The sequence below is a fragment of the Paenibacillus sp. LjRoot56 genome (assembly GCF_964253335.1).
In the GTDB taxonomy this organism is placed as follows: Bacteria; Bacillota; Bacilli; order Paenibacillales; family NBRC-103111; genus Paenibacillus_E; species Paenibacillus_E allorhizoplanae.
The window spans coordinates 1277742-1298982 of the sequence record NZ_CAXURV020000002.1; the positions used below are offsets into that span (position 1 = coordinate 1277742).

The 21241-nt window shown below is 41.0% G+C and carries 26 protein-coding genes; all 26 read left to right on the forward strand.

All coding sequences use genetic code 11. From position 1 onward, the window contains the following. Window positions 1-5 precede the first annotated feature (5 nt). Window positions 6-1322 carry an FADH(2)-oxidizing methylenetetrahydrofolate--tRNA-(uracil(54)-C(5))-methyltransferase TrmFO gene (gene trmFO, locus ACSQ8O_RS18195; RefSeq protein ID WP_056624898.1) on the forward strand — a complete coding sequence of 439 codons (1317 nt, stop codon included), beginning with the start codon at window positions 6-8 and terminating at the stop codon, window positions 1320-1322. A 196-nt stretch (window positions 1323-1518) separates the two neighbouring features. After that, a complete protein-coding gene (hslV, locus tag ACSQ8O_RS18200; RefSeq protein ID WP_436242782.1) occupies window positions 1519-2073 on the forward strand; it encodes an ATP-dependent protease subunit HslV in 555 nt (184 codons plus the stop codon). 87 nt (window positions 2074-2160) lie between these two features. Beyond that, a complete protein-coding gene (gene hslU / locus ACSQ8O_RS18205; protein ID WP_056624904.1) occupies window positions 2161-3558 on the forward strand; it encodes an ATP-dependent protease ATPase subunit HslU in 1398 nt (465 codons plus the stop codon). Window positions 3559-3594: 36 nt separating this feature from the next. After that, window positions 3595-4380 (forward strand): GTP-sensing pleiotropic transcriptional regulator CodY, encoded by a 786-nt coding sequence (codY, locus tag ACSQ8O_RS18210; RefSeq protein ID WP_056624907.1) that lies wholly within the window; start codon window positions 3595-3597, stop codon window positions 4378-4380. A 225-nt stretch (window positions 4381-4605) separates the two neighbouring features. Continuing rightward, window positions 4606-5013, forward strand: a complete 408-nt coding sequence (gene flgB / locus ACSQ8O_RS18215) for a flagellar basal body rod protein FlgB (RefSeq protein ID WP_056624910.1) — start codon at window positions 4606-4608, stop codon at window positions 5011-5013. Between the two features lie 6 nt (window positions 5014-5019). Continuing rightward, window positions 5020-5469, forward strand: coding sequence for a flagellar basal body rod protein FlgC (gene flgC / locus ACSQ8O_RS18220; protein WP_056624912.1), 450 nt, complete (start codon window positions 5020-5022; stop codon window positions 5467-5469). A gap of 11 nt (window positions 5470-5480) precedes the next feature. Further along, the gene (gene fliE, locus ACSQ8O_RS18225) at window positions 5481-5789 is read left to right on the forward strand and encodes a flagellar hook-basal body complex protein FliE (protein ID WP_056624917.1); all 309 of its coding nucleotides are present in this window, start codon (window positions 5481-5483) and stop codon (window positions 5787-5789) included. Window positions 5790-5830: 41 nt separating this feature from the next. Then, window positions 5831-7402 carry a flagellar basal-body MS-ring/collar protein FliF gene (gene fliF, locus ACSQ8O_RS18230; RefSeq protein ID WP_436242783.1) on the forward strand — a complete coding sequence of 524 codons (1572 nt, stop codon included), beginning with the start codon at window positions 5831-5833 and terminating at the stop codon, window positions 7400-7402. A gap of 12 nt (window positions 7403-7414) precedes the next feature. Continuing rightward, window positions 7415-8431 (forward strand): flagellar motor switch protein FliG, encoded by a 1017-nt coding sequence (fliG, locus tag ACSQ8O_RS18235; RefSeq protein ID WP_068662580.1) that lies wholly within the window; start codon window positions 7415-7417, stop codon window positions 8429-8431. Beyond that, window positions 8403-9248: a FliH/SctL family protein gene (locus tag ACSQ8O_RS18240; protein WP_436242784.1), complete on the forward strand. Its 846-nt coding sequence runs from the start codon at window positions 8403-8405 to the stop codon at window positions 9246-9248. The genes fliG and ACSQ8O_RS18240 overlap by 29 nt, the downstream gene beginning before the upstream one ends. Further along, window positions 9248-10576: a flagellar protein export ATPase FliI gene (fliI, locus tag ACSQ8O_RS18245; RefSeq protein ID WP_056624929.1), complete on the forward strand. Its 1329-nt coding sequence runs from the start codon at window positions 9248-9250 to the stop codon at window positions 10574-10576. The genes ACSQ8O_RS18240 and fliI overlap by 1 nt, the downstream gene beginning before the upstream one ends. Before the next feature lie 9 nt (window positions 10577-10585). Beyond that, a complete protein-coding gene (fliJ, locus tag ACSQ8O_RS18250) occupies window positions 10586-11029 on the forward strand; it encodes a flagellar export protein FliJ (RefSeq protein WP_436242785.1) in 444 nt (147 codons plus the stop codon). 23 nt (window positions 11030-11052) lie between these two features. Further along, window positions 11053-11970 carry a MotE family protein gene (locus tag ACSQ8O_RS18255; RefSeq protein ID WP_436242786.1) on the forward strand — a complete coding sequence of 306 codons (918 nt, stop codon included), beginning with the start codon at window positions 11053-11055 and terminating at the stop codon, window positions 11968-11970. 34 nt (window positions 11971-12004) lie between these two features. Then, window positions 12005-13447, forward strand: a complete 1443-nt coding sequence (locus tag ACSQ8O_RS18260) for a flagellar hook-length control protein FliK (RefSeq protein ID WP_436242787.1) — start codon at window positions 12005-12007, stop codon at window positions 13445-13447. Window positions 13448-13479: 32 nt separating this feature from the next. Continuing rightward, entirely contained in the window at window positions 13480-13923 is a 444-nt protein-coding gene (locus ACSQ8O_RS18265; RefSeq protein WP_173108387.1) for a flagellar hook capping FlgD N-terminal domain-containing protein, read from the forward strand. Continuing rightward, window positions 13920-14303 (forward strand): TIGR02530 family flagellar biosynthesis protein, encoded by a 384-nt coding sequence (locus ACSQ8O_RS18270; RefSeq protein WP_436242788.1) that lies wholly within the window; start codon window positions 13920-13922, stop codon window positions 14301-14303. The genes ACSQ8O_RS18265 and ACSQ8O_RS18270 overlap by 4 nt, the downstream gene beginning before the upstream one ends. 95 nt (window positions 14304-14398) lie before the next feature. Further along, entirely contained in the window at window positions 14399-15220 is an 822-nt protein-coding gene (gene flgG, locus ACSQ8O_RS18275; RefSeq protein WP_436242789.1) for a flagellar basal body rod protein FlgG, read from the forward strand. A gap of 63 nt (window positions 15221-15283) precedes the next feature. Further along, the gene (locus ACSQ8O_RS18280; RefSeq protein WP_436242790.1) at window positions 15284-15505 is read left to right on the forward strand and encodes a flagellar FlbD family protein; all 222 of its coding nucleotides are present in this window, start codon (window positions 15284-15286) and stop codon (window positions 15503-15505) included. Further along, window positions 15506-15991 (forward strand): flagellar basal body-associated FliL family protein, encoded by a 486-nt coding sequence (locus ACSQ8O_RS18285; protein ID WP_056624955.1) that lies wholly within the window; start codon window positions 15506-15508, stop codon window positions 15989-15991. It abuts the gene before it with no gap. A gap of 35 nt (window positions 15992-16026) precedes the next feature. Next, window positions 16027-17025 (forward strand): flagellar motor switch protein FliM, encoded by a 999-nt coding sequence (fliM, locus tag ACSQ8O_RS18290; protein WP_056624958.1) that lies wholly within the window; start codon window positions 16027-16029, stop codon window positions 17023-17025. Beyond that, a complete protein-coding gene (gene fliY, locus ACSQ8O_RS18295; RefSeq protein WP_056625531.1) occupies window positions 17018-18286 on the forward strand; it encodes a flagellar motor switch phosphatase FliY in 1269 nt (422 codons plus the stop codon). The genes fliM and fliY overlap by 8 nt, the downstream gene beginning before the upstream one ends. A 24-nt stretch (window positions 18287-18310) precedes the next feature. Then, window positions 18311-18673 (forward strand): response regulator, encoded by a 363-nt coding sequence (locus ACSQ8O_RS18300; RefSeq protein ID WP_028558282.1) that lies wholly within the window; start codon window positions 18311-18313, stop codon window positions 18671-18673. Between the two features lie 48 nt (window positions 18674-18721). Continuing rightward, window positions 18722-19354 (forward strand): flagellar biosynthetic protein FliO, encoded by a 633-nt coding sequence (locus ACSQ8O_RS18305; RefSeq protein ID WP_436242791.1) that lies wholly within the window; start codon window positions 18722-18724, stop codon window positions 19352-19354. Continuing rightward, window positions 19351-20124 (forward strand): flagellar type III secretion system pore protein FliP, encoded by a 774-nt coding sequence (gene fliP, locus ACSQ8O_RS18310; protein ID WP_173108382.1) that lies wholly within the window; start codon window positions 19351-19353, stop codon window positions 20122-20124. Before ACSQ8O_RS18305 ends, fliP begins: the two co-directional genes overlap by 4 nt. 27 nt (window positions 20125-20151) lie before the next feature. After that, entirely contained in the window at window positions 20152-20421 is a 270-nt protein-coding gene (gene fliQ / locus ACSQ8O_RS18315) for a flagellar biosynthesis protein FliQ (RefSeq protein WP_028558285.1), read from the forward strand. 12 nt (window positions 20422-20433) lie between these two features. Then, window positions 20434-21234 carry a flagellar biosynthetic protein FliR gene (gene fliR, locus ACSQ8O_RS18320; protein WP_436242792.1) on the forward strand — a complete coding sequence of 267 codons (801 nt, stop codon included), beginning with the start codon at window positions 20434-20436 and terminating at the stop codon, window positions 21232-21234. Window positions 21235-21241: the final 7 nt, after the last annotated feature.

Sequence of the window (21241 nt, forward strand, 5' to 3'; positions counted from 1 at the left end):
TGATTTTGCCAGAAAATCAAAGAGTAACAGTCATCGGCGCAGGATTGGCAGGCAGTGAAGCCGCATGGCAAATTGCCCGTCAAGGCGTGCCTGTTACTTTATATGAAATGCGTAATGTAAGGAAAACTCCTGCTCATATAACGGATCAGTTCGCTGAACTTGTATGCAGCAACTCTCTACGCTCCAATGGTCTAACGAATGCAGTAGGTGTTCTAAAAGAAGAGATGAGACGAATGGACTCTCTCATTCTTGCTTGTGCTGACGAGCATGCAGTACCTGCTGGAGGCGCTTTAGCGGTTGACCGCGATGGATTCTCTCAAGCAGTAACTAACACATTACGTAATCACCCGTTGATTGAGGTTCGTAATGAAGAACTTCAAACACTCCCTGAGGGAATCACAGTAGTTGCCACGGGGCCACTGACATCTCCAGATTTAGCTGCAGAACTCAAAGCATTAATGGGTGAAGAGTATTTATACTTTTATGATGCTGCAGCACCTATTGTTGAGAAAGATTCAATCGATATGAATAAGGTGTACTTGGCTTCTCGTTACGATAAAGGGGAAGCGGCATACTTGAACTGTCCGATGACGGAAGAAGAGTTCAATGTGTTCTACGAGGCTCTAATTACAGCTGAAGTAGCAGAATTAAAGGAATTTGAGAAAGAAATTTATTTTGAAGGCTGTATGCCTTTAGAAGTAATGGCGAAACGCGGTAAACAAACTGTGTTGTTCGGACCTATGAAGCCTGTTGGGCTAATCAATCCGCACACGGGTAAAATGCCACATGCAGTTGTGCAGCTTCGTCAAGATAATGCAGCGGGTACCTTATACAACCTGGTAGGTTTCCAAACGCATTTGAAATGGGGGGAGCAGAAACGTGTCCTTCAGCTTATCCCTGGTCTAGAGCAAGCAGAGTTCGTCCGTTATGGTGTTATGCATCGCAATACGTTCATTAACTCACCGAAGCTGCTAGAACCTACTTATCAATACAAACGTCGTGAGAATCTATTCTTTGCAGGTCAAATGACAGGTGTTGAGGGGTATGTGGAATCGGCTGCTTCTGGCTTGATTGCTGGACTGAATGCAGGTCGAATGGCGAAAGGACAAGACTGTGTTGTCTTGCCAGCTGAAACGACATTAGGGAGCATGGCACAGTATATTACAACTGCAGACTTCAAACATTTCCAGCCGATGAATGCTAATTTTGGTTTACTTCCTGCACTGCCAGAACGTATTCGGAACAAAAAAGAAAAATACGAAAAGCTGGCAAACCGCGCATTAGAGAGTATTCAGAATTTTGAGAAAACAATCGCTGAATAAGTTGTCATGTGATGATCCACTGTGTTACTATAAATTAATGTTTTATTGCATTTTTCATTCGTTTGATCATACATTTACCTCTAGATGCGGTCTACTCAACCTTTAGACCTCGCTAGAGGTTTCTCTCATTTTTGCGACCCATAGACAATGGAGAGGTCTCTTAACGGAATTGATTTTTATAGAGGGGTGAATCGAAATGGAACCCAATCAAGCAACGTTTCATGCGACAACGATATTTGCAATTCGTCATCAAGGTAAGGGAGCTATAGCCGGTGACGGGCAAGTGACATTTGGCAATAGTATGATCATGAAGAGCACGGCCAAAAAAGTACGGCGTTTACATAGAGGGAAAGTCATTGCTGGTTTCGCCGGTTCCGTTGCTGATGCGATAACGCTTTTTGAGAAGTTTGAAGGCAAGCTGGAAGAACACCATGGTAATCTTCAACGTGCTGCAGTTGAGCTAACGAAGGATTGGCGTCAAGATCGTGTGCTGCGGAGACTGGAAGCTATGATGATCGTCATGGATGCTTCAGGACTTTTACTGCTGTCCGGTAATGGAGAAGTAATTGAACCCGATGATGGCATTTTGGCTATTGGTTCTGGCGGGAGCTTTGCACTCGCGGCAGGTAGAGCGCTGCACCGACATGCACCTCAGCTTAGTGCGAAAGAAATTGCCCACGCGTCGTTGACGACAGCAGCTGAAATTTGTGTGTTTACCAACCATAATATTATTGTTGAAGAGATTGAATAGACTAGAACGTATGTTTCTTAAGCGGAATTAGCACACGCTCTCAATTGATCAATTAACTTTAGCCTACATTTAAGGAGGGTATCACATATGGCAAACAGCTCTCTTACCCCTAAACAAATTGTCCAAGAACTGGATCGATACATTGTGGGGCAGAAAAAAGCGAAGAAATCCGTTGCGATCGCACTGCGAAATCGATATCGGAGAAATTTGGTTGACGAAAGCATGAGAGATGAAATTGTACCGAAAAACATCCTCATGATTGGACCTACTGGTGTTGGGAAAACAGAAATTGCACGGAGACTTGCGAAGCTGGTTGGCGCACCTTTTATTAAAGTTGAAGCGACGAAATTCACTGAAGTGGGCTACGTGGGCCGTGATGTAGAATCGATGGTACGTGACTTGGTTGAGACATCAGTACGTATGGTCAAAGCTGAACGTATGGAAAAGGTCAAGGATCGTGCTGAGAAGCTCGCTAATGAGCGATTAGTTACTTTACTTGCTCCGAGTCCTACCCGTGCCAAAACACAACGTAACCCGCTTGAGATGTTGTTTGGCGGGCAAAATAAAGATGAGCAAGATGAGACGCCGCCTGATTCAAATCTGGCTTCTAAAAGAGCTCAAGTTGCCGAACAATTATCCAATGGTAAATTAGAAAACGATCATGTAGAAATTGAAGTGGAAGACGCAACGCCTTCCATGCTTGATATGCTTGGTGGTCAAGGTAATGAACAAGCAGGGATGAATATGCAAGAAATGTTCGGGAGTCTGCTGCCCAAAAAGATGAAAAAACGGAAACTGCTTGTGAAAGAAGCTAGAAAAGTTCTAACACAAGAAGAAGCACAGAAATTAATTGATATGGACGATGTGATCCAGGAATCGATCAACCGTGCGGAGCAAAGTGGAATTATTTTTATAGATGAAATTGATAAAATAGCAAGCAGCAGCCGCGGTGGAAGTGGACCGGATATTTCGCGTGAGGGTGTTCAAAGAGATATCTTACCTATTGTAGAGGGTTCTACGGTTGTAACTAAGTACGGTTCTGTTAAAACAGATTATGTGTTATTTATTGGGGCAGGAGCTTTTCATATTGCCAAGCCATCTGATCTCATTCCAGAACTGCAGGGCAGATTCCCAATTCGAGTCGAACTAAGCGATTTAACATTAGAAGACTTCGTTTCGATTTTAACGGAGCCTAAGAATGCTTTGACTAAACAATATACAGCTTTGTTGCAAACGGAAGGTATAACGATTGAATTTGCAGAGGAAGCTATTCATGAAATTGCTCGTATTGCCGTTGAAGTAAATCAACAAACAGAAAATATTGGAGCTCGTCGTTTACATACAATTTTAGAAAAATTGTTGGAAGATTTATCTTTTGAAGCACCCGAAATTACATTAGAGTCACTAGTGATCAATCCAGCTTATGTACGTGAGAAACTAAGCAGTATTGTTCAAAATAGAGATTTAAGTCAGTATATCTTATAAGAAATAAGCAGGTTGCAGTTAGTAGGAGGCAGTTACATGAGTTTATTAAATAAAACAAGAAGGCTGAATCGTTTGCTCCAAAAAGAAGCGGGCAATGCGGTTAGCTTTATGGATATGGCAGAAGTACTTAGAGATGTCGTCATCGCAAATATTTATGTGGTTAGCCGTAAAGGTAAAATTTTAGGCTATGCGGTTACGAATGATCCTGTGTCTCCTGAAATGAATCAAACGATTCTAATCGAACGCAGGTTCCCGATTGAATCTAACAATTTATTGCTAAAAATCGAAGAGACTTCATCTACATCGGAGCCAGACAGTCCGTATTTTTATTATACAGACCAGATGAAGGATATGTTTCCAGCGACGCATACAACTTTAGTGCCAATTATTGGTGGTGGCGATCGTTTGGGCACCTTGATTCTAAGTCGAAGCGAAGGTCACTTTATTGATGATGATCTGGTTCTCGCAGAATATGGTTCAACGGTTATTGCAATGGAAATATTGCGAGAGCGCGCGGAAGAGATTGAAGAAGAAGCCCGCAGCAAAGCAGTTGTTCAAGTTGCAATTGGCTCATTGTCTTTCAGTGAAATGGAAGCTGTTGAACATATTTTTGAGGAACTGGATGGCAAGGAAGGATTGTTGGTGGCGAGTAAAATTGCAGACCGAGTGGGTATAACTCGTTCTGTTATTGTAAATGCGCTGCGTAAACTGGAAAGTGCTGGCGTGATTGAAACGCGATCACTAGGAATGAAAGGCACTTATATCCGTATATTAAATGAACAACTGATGCAAAGCATTGAACAGATGAAGTCAAAATTATAATAATAAATGGTAAAGCCCTATCTGGTAAAAAGATAGGGCTTTTTTCTTATTGTAACTTATCGTAATATCTTAGATGATAAAGAGTATAAGTCAAAGGTTTACAAAATTCTACATATAGAACTATTTTGTATCAAGAATTGAGAATAATGTCGAAATAAGAAGGAATCAATTCTGCCAATGTTGAAATAGTAACTGAATATTATTTAGAGTGAAGGGGAATCGTTTATGTCTTTATTAGACAAGCCTAGTTGGAATATGATGGAGCGTTCGCTGGATGCATCGACGCTAAGGCAAAAAGTGGCGGCGAATAACATTGCCAATGTGGATACTCCTAACTTTAAACGTTCCGATGTTGCATTTGAAGAGCTCTTACAAGGACAAATGAATGCGAATACACCTTCAATAGATGGCTTTCGTACAGATCCAAGGCATTTTGTAATTGGGAAAACGACAACATTACCAAATACCGAAATTAAATCAGATAATTCGACAGCAATAAACAACAACTTAAACAATGTGGACATGGATTACGAAATGTCATTGATGGCCAAAAATCAACTTAAATACAATACGATGATTCAACAGATGAATAGCGATTTCAAAAAACTTCGTACGGTCATTGGGGGCAGGTAATAAACGATGAGACTTACAAACGGATTTGACATTAGTGCATCTGCTTTGACTGCGCAGCGCCTGCGTATGGATGTTGTTTCGTCCAATATTGCCAACGCGGATACGACAAGAGCAAGGTTTGTTGATGGAAAATGGATGCCTTACACGAGAAAGTTAGTTTCATTCGAGACGAAATCTCAGCCTAGTTTCGCCCAGTCACTGAATTCAGCGATGGCGGATGGAACGGGTGAGGGAGTTCGAGTGAATAAGATATTTGAAGACAAATCACCATTAAAACAAGTGTACAATCCTTCGCATCCTGATGCAGATACCAATGGATTCGTCTACATGCCGAACGTGGATATTACCAAAGAAATGGTGGATATGATTTCAGCAACGAGATCTTATGAAGCCAATGTAACAGCATTAAATGCAAGTAAAGCGATGATTACTAAAGCTTTGGAAATTGGTAGATAGGAGGATACGTGATGATTGACAAAATTAGTTACAGTCCGATAAATATAATGAGTTCTATTAGTCCGAAGGATAACGCGGGTGAGGGAGCAGATGATTTAGGTAAGAAATTCGGCTCATTTCTGAACGAGGCGATGACCAATTTGAGTGCACAGCAAAAGCAAGTCGATCAGTTGAACGAAAGCTTCATTAAAGGGGAACTTTCAGATGTACATCAATTGACAATTGCCTCGGAGAAAGCTTCATTAGGACTCGAACTTACTGTTCAGGTCAGAAATAAAGTGCTCGAGGCGTACCAAGAAATCATGAGAATGCAGCTGTAACTATAGAGATGCTGCTAAATTTGGGTCAATGAGGTGACAGAGTGAACGAGAACCTGCTCCAGTACTGGGAAAAGGTGAAGCAATACTGGAATCGTTATAACCGGACGACGAAAATTATTTTTATAGCTACTGTGTTCTTATTGATTCTAACAGCTGCCATTATAAGTGTTAATTTGTCGAAAACAGATTATTCGTTGGCATATACAGAATTGCAGCCCAGTGATGCAGCCAATATCAAATCTTATCTAGATACAGCGAAAATACCTTATCATCTGAGTGCTGATGGAAAAAGCATAGAAGTGCCGACAAGTGAAGTAGCCAATGTCAAACTTGCAGTAGAATCTCAAGGGTTGAATAAGAACGGTTCCCTAGGCTTTGAAGTTTTTAGTGGAAGTAGTTCATTCGGTATCACGGATAATGAATTCAAAGTGAAGTACTTGAGCGCGATACAAGGTGAACTTCAACAACTTATTAATGCGAATCAAGCCATTTCAAGCTCTAAGGTAAACATTTCTCTTCCAGAGGAAGGTCCATTCCTACAGCAGCAGGCGGAGAAAGCAACAGCATCTGTTGTTTTACAAATCAAGCAGGGTTATTCCTTAGATCAACCCAAAGTAGATACGATTTACAATTTAGTATCTCATAGTATTAAGAATCTACCGATTGAGAACATTTCCATTTCTGATCAAAATTTACTCTCGTATAAGTTCAGTGGCGAAGCTAATAGCACACCGAGAGATACAGATATTAATACCCAGTTCCGAAATGATTTACAGAAGAACATCAACTCGATGTTGGGTACGATGTTTGGACGCGATAAAGTGAGTGTCAGTGTATTTACAACGATGAATTTTGATCAGAAGAAAACCAAAGAACAACTTGTAAGGGCACCGAACCAAGTTGATCAAAAAGGAATTGAAATCTCCCTCCAAGAAGCGAATGAGTCGTATCAAAATAAAGGCACGGAAACAGGCGGTGTTCCTGGTACCGGCGCAACGGATGTACCTGGTTATCCAGGGACTGCAAACAATGGGAACTCAACATCAGAGAAAAACAGTAAGACAGTTAACTATGAAGTGGATCGCATTACAAATGACATTATCTCTACACCGTATGTAGTGAAGGATGTAAGTATTAATGTCGGCATCGAGCCTCCAGTAAGAGATGATCCGAACTCTTTAACTGCTGAAACGAAAACAGCCATTCAGAATGCGCTAGTGAATATTGTGAGAACTGCACTAGCTGATAATAAGACTACTTATACAGACGATGAATTGCAGAAAAAAGTTACGGTTTTTGCTCACTCATTTGTAAGATCTTCCGATGCAAGTGCAACGAAGACATCTACTTACTTGACTTATGGTGCATTAGCGTTAGCGGCACTAGCCATTGGAGCATTTATTGGGTTTGCAATTAGAAGACGCAAGAAAGCAGCACAACAACTTCTGATTGATCAAGAAATGGATGTTGCTTCTCAAAAGGCAGAGCTTCCAACGATTGATATTGAAAATGTAACGAATGACAATCAAGTGCGTAAGCAGCTCGAAACGCTTGCAAGAAAGCGGCCGGAAGAATTTGTTAACTTGCTGCGTACTTGGTTAGTAGACGAATAGAGGTGCACTTGTATGGCCAGAGCCGCTTTACAAGGGTTGACCGGACGACAAAAGGCAGCTATTCTTTTGATCAGTTTAGGCCCTGAGGTTTCAGCACAAATTTTCAAACATTTACGTGAAGAAGAAATTGAACAATTAACACTTGAAATAGCGAATGTACGTAAAGTAGATACTTTAGAAAAGGATTCAATTCTTGCCGAGTTTCACCAAATTTGTTTGGCACAAGAATTTATCTCTCAAGGTGGAATCGCTTATGCCAAGGATATTTTGGAGAAGGCACTAGGTTCTCAAAAAGCGCTTGATATCATCAATCGCCTGACAGCTACACTTCAAGTAAGACCTTTTGACTTTGCACGGAAAGCAGACCCAGCGCAAATTCTCAACTTCATTCAGAATGAGAATTCGCAAACAATTGCACTCGTTTTATCTTATCTGCAAGCTGAACAAGCATCGATCATTTTGTCGTCACTCCCACAGGAGAAACAAGCTGATGTTGCTAAACGGATTGCACTCATGGACAGTACATCACCAGAAGTTATTTCACAGGTGGAACGCGTGTTAGAACAGAAGCTGTCCTCGACTGTTACACAGGATTACACAAATGCTGGTGGTATCGCATCTATCGTTCAAATCTTGAATGGTGTTGATCGCGGAACGGAACGTACGATTCTCGACTCATTAGAAATTCAAGATCCAGAACTTGCTGAAGAAATCAAGAAACGGATGTTCGTATTCGAAGATATCGTCAATATCGACAATCGTTCGATTCAACGTATTATCCGTGACATTGAAAATGCTGATTTGCAACTTGCTCTTAAAGTTGCGAGTGAAGAGGTTCGTGATGTGTTATTCAAAAACATGTCCAAGCGTATGGCGGAGACTTTCAAAGAAGAAATGGAATTTATGGGGCCAGTTCGATTGCGTGATGTGGAAGAAGCACAAACACGTATCGTGGCTACGATTCGTCGTTTAGAAGAGTCGGGTGAAATCATCATCGCACGTGGTGGAGGAGATGATATTATTGTCTAATGTCATTAAATCATTCGCATATTATCCGATGGAAAGTAAAAAGATTTTTGAATCGCTTGCCACTCAAACAGAGGCTGTTCCAGAAACTCCCGCTGTTGAAAGTAGCATGTCACCGGAAATGCAAATTGAGATTAACGATGCAACCTCATTAAAAAAGCAAATCTTGGATGATGCTGAAGCTTTTGCCAGTGACCAAATTGAACAGGCAAAGCGAGAATGTGCGTTAATCCGCCAAGAAACAGAATCCGACATTGCGAGTTGGTGGGAAAGTAAGCGAGCTGAAGATGTAGAACTAGCGAATGCTTCGAAGCAAGTAGGATTTGATGAAGGTTATCGTCAAGGTGCTGCTCAAGCGGAGAGTGCTCTTCGAAAAGAATACGATGAAATGTTGGCTGAAGCGAGATCCATACTTGAATTATCTTATAAGCTGAAGCAACAAATTATCCAAGAGTCAGAACCTTTTCTAATAGAATTAAGCACATCCATTGCAGAAAAAATTATTGTTCGTCAACTTTCGCTCGAGCCTGGTTGGGTAATTGAGTTCATTCAGAAAATACTCGCTCGCCGACGCGAAAAGGGAATTATTACTTTATGTGTAGCGCCTTCACAGTTCGCGTATATCCAGGATGCTAGAGAAGAATTGATCACATCGATTGATTCACAAGCCGAACTCGAAATTATACCGGATTCTTCTGTACAAGATCAAGGTTGCGTAATTCGCTCATCGTACGGAAGCATAGACGCGAGAATTGATACTCAGCTGAAAGAGATTAAGTCAACGCTCCAGCAACTGGCCTTACAAAGTGAGGAATCATAATGACACAGACATCGATCCCGAAGGTGGATAAATACAAAGAAGTTTTACAAACGATTGATCCAATTAGGGTAAACGGTAAAGTGACGCAAGTTATTGGACTTACAGTTGAATCTGAAGGTCCTGATGTCAGTATTGGTGATCTATGTTATATCTATCCGCATAAATCGAATAAACCATTAAAAGCGGAAGTGGTCGGTTTTCGAAGCAACAAAGTTATTCTAATGCCGCTTGGTGATCTCGATTCTATTGGACCTGGTTGTGATGTTGTTGGCACAGGTAAACCATTAACAGTTCAGGTTGGACATGAGCTTTTGGGAAAAGTTTTAGACGGTTTAGGTCAACCGTTAGATGGCTCCTATCTGCCTTCAAGGATGGCGCAGTATTCGACAAATAATTTACCGAGTAATCCGTTAACGCGCCCACGTGTACTCAATCCAATTTCTGTTGGTGTCCGTTGTATAGATGGATTATTGACAATTGGTAAAGGTCAACGTGTTGGTATTTTTGCAGGCTCAGGTGTTGGGAAAAGTACTTTAATGGGAATGATAGCCCGCAATACGTCTGCCGATGTCAATGTTATTGCTCTCATTGGAGAGCGTGGCAGAGAAGTGTTGGATTTCATTGAGCGTGATCTGGGTCCAGAAGGTTTGGCGAGATCCGTTGTCATCGTTGCGACATCCGACCAACCCGCATTAATTCGGATTAAAGGCGCAATGATTGCGACAAGTATTGCTGAGTATTTTAGAGATCGCGGCTTAAATGTCATGATGATGATGGATTCCGTAACACGATTTGCTATGGCGCAACGTGAGGTGGGACTAGCCGTTGGTGAACCTCCAGCTACTCGGGGATACACACCATCCGTGTTCGCTATGCTACCTAGGCTTCTAGAAAGGTCAGGTACAGGTGCGAAGGGTTCCATTACTGCATTTTACACGGTGCTTGTTGATGGTGATGATATGAATGAACCTATCGCAGATGCGGTCCGAGGAATCTTGGATGGTCATATCGTCCTGAACCGAAGTATTGCAAACAAGGGCCACTATCCTGCGATCGATGTCTTATCAAGTGTAAGTCGAGTTATGAAAGAAATTGTACCGTCAGAACACATGGAAGCTGCCGATCAACTTAAGCGTCTTCTCTCTATATATAAAGATTCGGAAGATCTAATCAATATCGGGGCGTACCAAAAAGGTTCTAATCCAAATATTGATATAGCGATGGATAACATTGAAGCCATTTGGAATTTCACGAAACAACGAACAAGTGAAAAGTTAACATACGAAGAAGCTCAAGAACGTTTAATCCAAGAATTTTATAAGGGATGAGGATCCTAGATGAGTTTTCGCTACTCTTTCCAGCAAATTGTCGATTTGAAGAATAATGAACGAACGCAAGCAGAATGGATTTTATCTGAGGCAATGGGGCAGTTAAGGAATGAAGAAACGAACTTAAACGGATTGTTCGAGCAGAAGGAAAACTTGCACAATGAAATGATTCAAGCAACTAGCCATTCTGTGTCGATATCGAACATGCTGCTCATGCAGAGCTATATGAATCATGTGGACAAACAAATTGCTCGCAAGCATCAGGATGTTAAACAAGCTAAACATATCGTAACTGAGAAGCAAGAACATTTGTCTGTGAAAATGATTGATGAAAAAGTATGGACTAAAGCAAGAGAAAAAGCACATAACCAATTCCAATTCATGGTCGCTAAAAAAGAACAGGATGCTCTTGATGAAATGGCTACAAATCGCTTTAGGCGGTTATCGTATTAAGCTAGATAAGGAGGGACGAAGAGATGGCCGATACAAGCGTAGAGGGTGCATCTTATAGTGCACTGGAACGATTTTTGATATGGTTTGTCATCCCCTTTGTGTTTACGGCGGTTTTACTCTTCGTGCTGCTTTCAATTTTTGATTATGATATCAAAAGTAGTATTCAAAAAGCATTGCACAACACACCTGTCGTTGGATTAATAGTCCCAGCGCCAAAAGAAACTGCACCAGTGACAACTGACGGTAAAACAGTATCCTCTGAGCAAAATGTAAAACTGAAAGAGGATGAAATTGCGAAGCTGAATGCCCGAGTAAATGAATTGACAGCAGCATTACAAAAAGCGGATTCCACGACTGAGAATAAAGATGCATCTCTAAAAGCAGCAGTAGCGAAGGTTACCGAACTTGAGGAGAAGTTAAAAGATAAAACGCAATCGGAAGAAGAGTACACGAATCAAATTACACAGCTTGCCAATATGTACGCAAAGATGACGCCTAGTAAAGTTGCTCCGATCATTGAGGCATTAACTCCAAATGAAATGGTATTGGTGTTCTCTATGATGAAAGCAGATAACCGAGGAGCGATCCTTGAGAAAATGGATGCTGCTAAAGCAGCCGCTGCTTCGATTGGTTTAAAAGATATCGTGCCAGTTCGTGATAAAGAAATAGCTGCCTTACAAGAAAGATTAGCCACGAATAACACGAAGGATGCCAAGGCAGCGACAAGCACGGTAAGTACTTCGGATCTTGGTCAAACATTTGCCAATATGACACCAAAAAGCGCTTCAAACGTTCTACTGGAGATGAACAAATCCAACCCGGCCAAAGTTTTATCCATTTTAAGTGGGATGGATAATTCATCACGTTCTAAAGTAATGTCGGCACTGTCAGATGCGAATAAAGAAATTGCAGCATCGATTGCTGCCAAGCTTGTTCCATAGCATGCAGGTGAATGAGGGAAGGGAGGTGAAAAGAATGGACGTACAGATGACTTCAGTACCAGTCGCGCAACCCGGAGCAACTTCTGCAGGTAAAGGGACTTCGAAAGGGATTGGAACGACGGATAGCTTTTCAGCACTTCTTTCTGACCAAACCGCCCAAGAGACAGTACCAATGGGTGAAGGACAACCATCAGAATCTGAGCTTTCCATGAGTATGATGTTACAAATGCTTCAAAGCTTGGTAATGCCGATACAAACGGATGTGGCACAAGATTCAAAAGTGACTTCGTCGGATGGTACTTTGCCTGAATTGCTTATAGAAGCAATGAATGGTAATTCTGAACTTGCTGACAAATTACTGCAAGATCCTAAAGTGAAAAAGTGGTTTGATGATGCAGAGGATTTGTTAGCTGCACTAAGTAACACGACAAACCCACTCGCGGTTGGAAATCTAGCAATGTGGCAGCAACCAACGAATAATTCGCTGAGTTTGAAAGCACAGAATACATTGTTGACACTGTCAGCTTTATCCAAGCAGCAGCCAGACAATCCGATTCTCAATTTCTTGAATTCAGAACTTGCAAGTACAATTCAACCGTTAATTCCAGAGATTTTGGCAGAAGTAGGAAAAGGTCAGAAGCTAACTGTCGGTGACATGGCAACTAGTTCAATTGAGTCAATTGGGCCTGTCGCTGGAACTAAGGAACACACGCCATCCAATGGCAGAATTGGTTCCAATAAGTACATAAACAATCGTGAAAGTGACTCGTCGCTAGACAATAGTCTTTCCGTAAATCTGCAATCACTTCAGCCAAAACAAGATAAATTTGCAATTAAGCACATTCCATTAGTAGTAAGTGAGCAGTCAAATGACACATCGGAACCGACAATTGGACCACTGGTTGATCTGCCAATTGAGACAACTACGGGAACAAATACGATCGTTACGATTGGTGATCTACAGAAATCTCAACATGTGACGAGTGCAGCAGATAAAACGCCAGTACCGGTGTTAACAGCTGCTAACTTCACGGATGAGATGACGGCACATGTTTTGAAAAACATGAAAATTACGATGTCTGAAGGATTCTCTGAAGCTAAATTATCTTTGTTTCCTAAGAATTTAGGACATGTAGATGTGAAAATTTCTATGCATGATGGACAACTATTTGCCCAGTTTGCAGCAGATACCTTGGCAGGGAAACAAATGCTAGAAAGCCAGTTGCCTCAATTACGTCAAGCGCTACTTACACAAGGCTTACAGGTTGAGAAATTAGAAGTTACGCAAAGCCAAAATATGTCTTCAAACATGTTCCAAGAACAACGACAACCGCAAACCTTCAATCAATCGCAACGTCAGCCTAAGAATCGCTCGGGTGAAATTGAAGTGGATGCTATTGAGTTTAAAGAAGATATGGAACAAATCGCGCAGCTTCGCAATCATGCAAACGGTAATTCCTTCGATGTCATTGCCTAACTGAAGTAGAATGAATTGTTGGAGGTGAACGTATGGCTACAAATCCAATCGTAGGTAATGTTGCTGATCTGATTAATAAAGGGACTAGCGCGAAAACCAAAGAGAAAGACAGTACAACCCTGGGTAAGGATGATTTCCTGAAAATATTAATAACACAGCTTCAGAATCAGGATCCTACACAGCCTTTACAAGACAAAGAGTTTATCGCTCAAATGGCTCAATTTACTTCGGTAGAGCAATTGACGAATATGGCTAGTGAGATGAAACTGATGAGACAATCATTAGGCTTCGTGTCCGGATTAATTGGTAAGTCAATTTCATGGACTGGAACAGATGCATCAGGTGTTACAACTGAGATGTCTGGCGTAGTAGATTCGATAACTTTTAAAGATGGGAATCAATTTGCCACTGTGAATGGTGTGGAAGTTTCCCTTGATAAGTTAAAGAAAATTGAAAACGCTGGAGAAACAGAATGACAGAGCGAATATCTATAGGTCAACTTTATCCTAATGCGGTTTCTCCCAGTTCAACGAGAAGAACTCCAATGCAGCAGGTACCGCTTGCTGGAAATCCTACTTTTCAGAAACTATTCCAAGATCAATTTGTAAAGTTTAGTCATCATGCTGAGGTCAGGTTAAAAGAACGCGGCATTCAGCTAAAACCAGAGCAAATTGAGAAAATGAACAATGCGATTGATAAAGCTGCATCCAAAGGTGCCAAAGACGCACTACTGATCTTAGCAGGGAATGGTTATATCGTAAATGTACCCAATAGAACTGTAGTGACTGCGCTAGATGGCCAAGCTATGAATGATCATGTGTTTACACAGATCGATAGCGCAATGATAATATCGTAAAATTACAGGGCTCGACCGTTTAGGAAGCCTGGAGTTGTGGATCGAAAGAAGCAACTCAAATTCATATACTTACATCCGATTTAGGAGGCCTATTCATGTTAAGATCTTTGTACTCAGGCGTTTCAGGTATGCGTGGTTTTCAAACGAAGTTAGACGTTATTGGAAATAATATCGCTAACGTAAATACCATCGGATTTAAAGGCAGTCGTGTTATGTTTAAAGACATTCTTAGTCAGACGGTTTCAGGCGTAAGTGCGCCAGACGAGAACAGAGGTGGCGTGAATGCACAGCAAGTTGGTTTAGGTGTTAGTATAGCTGCTATAGATACTGTACATACAGCTGGTAGCGCAATGACGACAAATGTTGTAACAGATTTGCGTGTGAATGGTGATGGCTTCTTCGCAGTTGGAACTGTCGATCAAGTAGATGTTCCTTTTTTAACAAGAGCTGGTAACTTCACAGTGGATCCGAACAGGAACCTTGTGAATTCTGAGGGGCTACATGTTATGGGCGCCGAAAATGCAGGTCCCATTGTCATTCCAGATGATATCGTATCATTCTCGATTGCTCAAAATGGTGACATTATTGGCGTAAATGCTGATGGTGAAACGATCAATACAGGGCAAAGAGTTGGGGTTGTGAAAGTAATCAATCCAGCTGGTCTTGAGAAAATCGGTGGTAACCTATATAAAATGACTGCAAATGCAAATCCAGAGCCTGAGGTTGTAGTTGGTTTTCCTGGTGATCCAGAAACGGGAACGGGTACACTCGTCTCTGGGCAACTTGAAATGTCTAATGTTGACTTAACTGGTGAATTTACAGAAATGATTATTGCTCAGCGTGGTTTCCAAGCGAACTCCAGAATTATTACAACTTCAGATCAAATTCTGCAAGAGGTTGTAAATCTTAAGCAATAGTGAGTAATTGAATGAATAGAAGGGGGAGTTAAGCTCCCCTTACCCTGATTCAGGAGGAGAACGATGATTTCTCTCACTCGTTTAAATGGCAGGCCGCTTATCTTGAATGCAATTCTAATTGAGCTTATCGAAGAAACTCCGGATACGATGATTACGTTGACGACAGGCAAGAAAATCACAGTTCTCGAAAAGGCAGAGGTTGTGGTAAGCTTAGTGCGGACCTACATGCAAGAAATTGGTTCCATCCGAGCGACAATACAGTCCAGGGATACGGAGGGTTCATAAGTGTTTAAGAACAAAATATTTATTCTCATTGTTTCCATCCTTATTGCTATCACACTAATTCTTACTGCAGCGTTCGTGTTGTGGAACTTTATGGAGAAGAATAATGAGTCCACAGATCCTGCTGTGAAGGCTCAGGATGCTGTTGCGAGTGTAAAACCAACGAAAGCACCATCAGCGGAGACCGTTAAGGCGAATACTTCAATCATTAAGGATATTTTAACGAACTTATCAGGCAGTCAGAATTTCATTAAAATAAGCTTTGCGTTTGAAATGGAAAATTCAAAAGCTAAAGCTGAATTCGATAGTTTACTCGACTCTGCCGTTAAGGGAACGATTGTCCAGATTCTTGGCGATATGACGAAAGAGCAAATTGAAGGAAGCAAAGGTTCAGATAGTTTAACTTCTACAATAATGAACAAACTAAACCCATTATTGCATGAAGGTAAAATCAAACAAATTTGGATAACTGATAAAGTGCTGCAGTAACTCATAAATGATTTTGCTTAAAGGAGGTGACTCGAATGGTTGATGTTTTATCGCAAAATGAGATCGATGCCTTGCTGGCTGCGTTGTCCTCTGGGGAAATGGATGCCGATGAACTTAAGAAGGAGGATACTCAGAAGAAGGTAAGGGCTTATGATTTTAAGAGAGCAGTACGTTTCTCTAAAGACCATATTCGTAGCTTAACTCGGATTCATGAAAATTTCGCGCGTTTTTTAACGACATATTTTTCAGCGCAGCTGCGTACTTTCGTGCAAATCAGTGTAGTTCAGGTTGAACAATTGCCCTATGATGAATTTATTCGTTCGATCCCGAAAATGACCATTTTGAACATCTTTGAAGCAGAGCCTTTAGAGGGTCGAATGGTACTTGAGGTACATCCCAATGTTGCCTTTGCTATGTTGGATCGATTACTAGGCGGAGCAGGTACGACGCCAACCAAAATTAATGCTTTAACCGAGATTGAAACGATCGTTATGGAGCGCATTTTCAGTCGAGCATTTGATAGCTTGCAAGAAGCATGGAAGACCGTTATTGATATTCAACCTCGCTTAGAGGCACTAGAAACGAATCCGCAGTTTATGCAAATTGTTTCTCCTAATGAAACGATTGCATTAATATCGCTGAGCACCAAAATTGGGGACACAACAGGTATGATCAACTTATGTATTCCTCATGTTGTTATTGAACCTATTATGCCTCGGCTTTCTGTACATCACTGGTTTGTTTCCCAGAAGAAAACGAGAGCACCTGAAGAAGTGGAAGCACTTCAATCACGCTTGGAGAAAACCAAGCTACCTCTCATTGCAGAATTGGGATCGTCTGAAATTTCTATCCAAGATTTCTTAGGTTTAACAATAGGCGATGTAATCCCTCTGCATAAATCCGTCGAAGATTCGCTTCAAGTCAAAGTGGGCGAGAAGCTGAAATATCTCGGAAGCCCTGGTACCGTAAAAGGGAAGATGGCTGTACAAATTACAGAAATCGTGAATGAAGGAGAAGAAGAATATGATGAATAACAGAGATTATTTGTCGCAGGAAGAGATCGACGCTTTATTGAGACAATCATCTGAAGAAAGTTCTGTCTCTTCATTTCATGGGCCTCCGCAAGTAGAAGATTTTTTATCCCCGCTCGAGCAAGATGCGCTTGGGGAAATTGGTAACATTACGTTCGGCAGCGCGGCGACAGCGTTATCGACGTTACTGGGCAAAAAAGTAGATATTACGACACCTAAGGTGTCTGTTATCGGTAAAGAAGAATTGGAAGAACAGTTTCCAAGACCTCATGTAGCCGTACATGTGAACTATGTTGATGGTTTCGATGGAATTAACTTACTTGTTATTCAAACCAAAGATGCACAAGTTATCGCCGATCTTATGATGGGTGGAGACGGCACAGGCGGTGATGAAAACCTAAGTGAAATTCATATCAGTGCAGTGCAAGAAGCCATGAATCAGATGATGGGTTCATCAGCTACATCCATGTCTACGATCTTTAATCGATTTGTCAATATCTCTCCACCAGGAATCGACATATTAAATTTGTCGAAAGGAGAAGGAAAACTGCCTGACGAGGACGTATTTATAAAGATATCGTTCCGACTTGCCATTGGCGATCTTATTGATTCCAATATTATGCAGTTATTGCCTGTTCCTTTTGCCAAAGAAATGGTATCGATCTTAATGGGTGGTGGTGATACTGAATCAGCAATGGAAGCTGCACCGGCGGCACAAGCACCACCAGTAGTAGCTCCACCTGTACAAGAAGCTCCTAAATCGCAACCAGCACCAGTGTATGAGCAACCTGTTTACCAACAACCGATGTATGAGCAGCCGATGTATCAGCAGCCTCCTATGGGTCAGCCGATGTATCCACCACAACAACCGATGTATCCACCGCAGCAGCCAATGTATCAACAACAGCCTCCAGCTGCGTTTGGTGGTATGCCTAATCGTAATGTGAATGTTCAGCCTGTCCAGTTTGGTAATTTGCAATCAGGCTCTTACACGCAAGCGGATGATACAAACCTGAATTTACTTCTCGATATACCACTTAAGGTAACCGTAGAGTTGGGCAGAACGAATAAGGTGATTAAAGACATCTTAGAACTGTCTCAAGGGTCTATCATTGAATTGGACAAGCTTGCTGGTGAACCGGTAGACATTTTGGTGAATAATAAGTTGATTGCCAAAGGTGAAGTTGTAGTTATCGATGAGAATTTTGGGGTTCGTGTAACTGACATTGTTAATCAATGGGAACGAATTCAAAAATTACAATAATTTAATTTTAGGGGGATATTTTCAATGGCTAACCGTATTCTAATTGTGGATGATGCAGCTTTTATGAGAATGATGATTCGTGATATTTTATCTAAAAATGGGTATGAAGTATGTGGCGAAGCGAATGATGGTGCACAAGCTATCGAAAAATATAAAGAATTGAAACCAGATCTAATTACAATGGATATCACAATGCCTGAAATGGATGGTATTCAAGCTTTGAAAGAAATCAAGAAAATTGAACCAAACGCGAAAGTAATTATGTGTTCTGCGATGGGTCAACAAGCCATGGTTATTGATGCCATTCAAGCCGGCGCGAAAGATTTCATTGTTAAACCATTCCAAGCTGACCGTGTAATCGAAGCTATCAAAAAGACTCTAGGTTAAACCGTCCGGATTCGGTTGAGTCTTACATAAACCGAAAGGGTTGTTCTTATGAAAAGACTTCAATCGAATAAAGCATACTTAACGATTCTCAGTTTTATGGCCATGCTCTACACAAGTAAAGTCGTACATGCTGAAACTGAACCAAATAAAGTTGATCCAATAACTGACTATCCAGGTTCATTGGGCTCTGGGGACTCACTTTTGATGGTTGTTAAGGTGATTTTAGTTCTTGCATTTATTATTATTCTTTTTTATGTACTGATGCGATATGTGGCAAAGAAAAATAAAGGTACAATGTTTGGGAACTCGATTCGCTCTTTAGGTGGAGTTCCCCTAGGCCAAAACAAATCCATACAAATTGTGGAGATCGGGCATTCCCTCTTCGTTGTTGGCGTCGGTGAGAACATTCAATTATTGGATAAAATCATGGACGCCGATGAAGTGGCTTATATCTCAGAGCTCTTACAATCCTCACAGGATGATCGAATGGGTTTTAGTACAATAAGCAAGTGGATCAACAAGATACCGCGAAAGAAGAACGATATAGAAGAGGAAGTAGAGATTACTTCTTCGTTTCAACAAGTATTTCAAGATAAATTAAAGCGTGTAACAGATCGCAATAAGCATGTAGAAGAATGGTTGTCTGATCAAAAACAAACAGATCGGTTGAATGAAGAATGAAAAGAAATAAATTAATTGGCTTATTACTGCTCACTGTGATATCCATGTTCCTACTGTCATTAACTGCTTCTGCTGCCGAAACTGATCTTACGAATCCTATTCCGGGTTTAAACGTTAATATCGGGACGAGCACGGCAACGGGGGGCTCTTCGAATACGGTTACACTCCTTTTGTTGCTAACGGTATTAAGTCTAGCTCCTTCAATTCTTATTTTAATGACGAGTTTCACACGCATTGTTATTGTATTGGGTTTTGTTCGAACGTCATTAGGAACTCAACAAATGCCACCTAATCAGGTTTTAATCGGACTCGCTCTGTTTTTAACCTTTTTTATTATGTCTCCAACTTTAGGGGAAGTTAACCAAACAGCACTTCAACCGTACTTAAAAGGTGAAATCAATCAAACGCAGGCTTTTCAGACGGCATCATTGCCCATGAAGAAGTTTATGTTTAAGCATACGCGTCAGAAAGATTTGAAGCTGTTTCTCGACTATTCCAAAGCTAAAGCGCCGACTGGTGTTGAAGACATACCTCTCACTTCACTAGTACCTGCCTATGCCATCAGTGAATTAAAATCTGCATTCCAAATGGGATTCATGATATTTATTCCATTTTTGGTTATAGATATGGTTGTATCTAGTACATTAATGGCGATGGGGATGATGATGCTCCCGCCCGTGATGATTTCACTTCCATTCAAAATCCTTCTTTTTATTCTTGTAGATGGTTGGTATCTTGTGGTGAGATCGTTACTCTTAAGCTACGGTTAAAATACCAAGATATCGGAGGTAATCTAGATGGGTTCGGAATTTGTAATACGAATTGCTGGCGAGGCTGTATATACCGTTCTTAAGGCTAGTGCGCCAATGCTGCTTATTGGATTAATCGTTGGTTTGGCTATTAGTATTTTTCAAGCAACGACACAGATTCAAGAGCAAACACTTGCCTTTGTTCCGAAAATTGTTGCTGTATTGCTTTCCATCCTTATTTTTGGATCATGGATTATGAATACATTAGTTGATTTTACATTTAATCTACTCAACAATCTTTACAAATTCGTTGGTTAGGTTGTGAGTGAAATGCCAACAATTATTCAAGCTATCCCTATTTTTCTGCTTATTTTTTGTCGAATTACATCATTTTTTGTCGTGGTACCAATTCTTTCTTCCAGAAATATTCCAATGATGTTCAAAGTGGGACTCTCCGTATTTATATCATTGATTATTTTCGCGACATTAGGGATGGAGAAGTCCATACCGATTGATGGTGTATATGTACTGTTGATTATTCGTGAGATGCTAATAGGTATCATTTTAGGTTTTCTTGCGTATCTGTTTTTCACCGTTGTCCAAACGGCAGGATCATTTATGGATATGCAAATTGGATTCAGTATGGCGAGCGTTATTGATCCTTTATCAGGTGCTTCAACACCGATGCTCGGTAACTTGAAATATATGATTGCTGTCCTATTGTTTTTGTCGTTTGACGGTCATCATTACTTGATCAGAGCGATCATTGACAGTTACAAATGGGTGCCAATTGATAACGCATTATTTAGCCGCATATACGACGGACAAATCTCTGACTTTTTATTTAAATCGCTCTCCAAGATGTTTTACCTGTCATTCCAACTCGCTGCTCCCATAGTAGCAGCACTATTTCTAACAGATTTAGGCTTAGGACTCCTGACAAGGGTTGCACCGCAATTCAATATTTTTGTAATCGGCGCACCTCTTAAAATGATTCTTGGGTTTTTCCTGCTAGTTATTGTATTCCCAGAGTTAATTTCACAATTTCAACAATTGTTTGGAACTATGTTTGACTATATGGAGCAAATGCTACATATTATGGGCGGTTCGCCGCAGACAACACCTAAGTAGGAGGAGA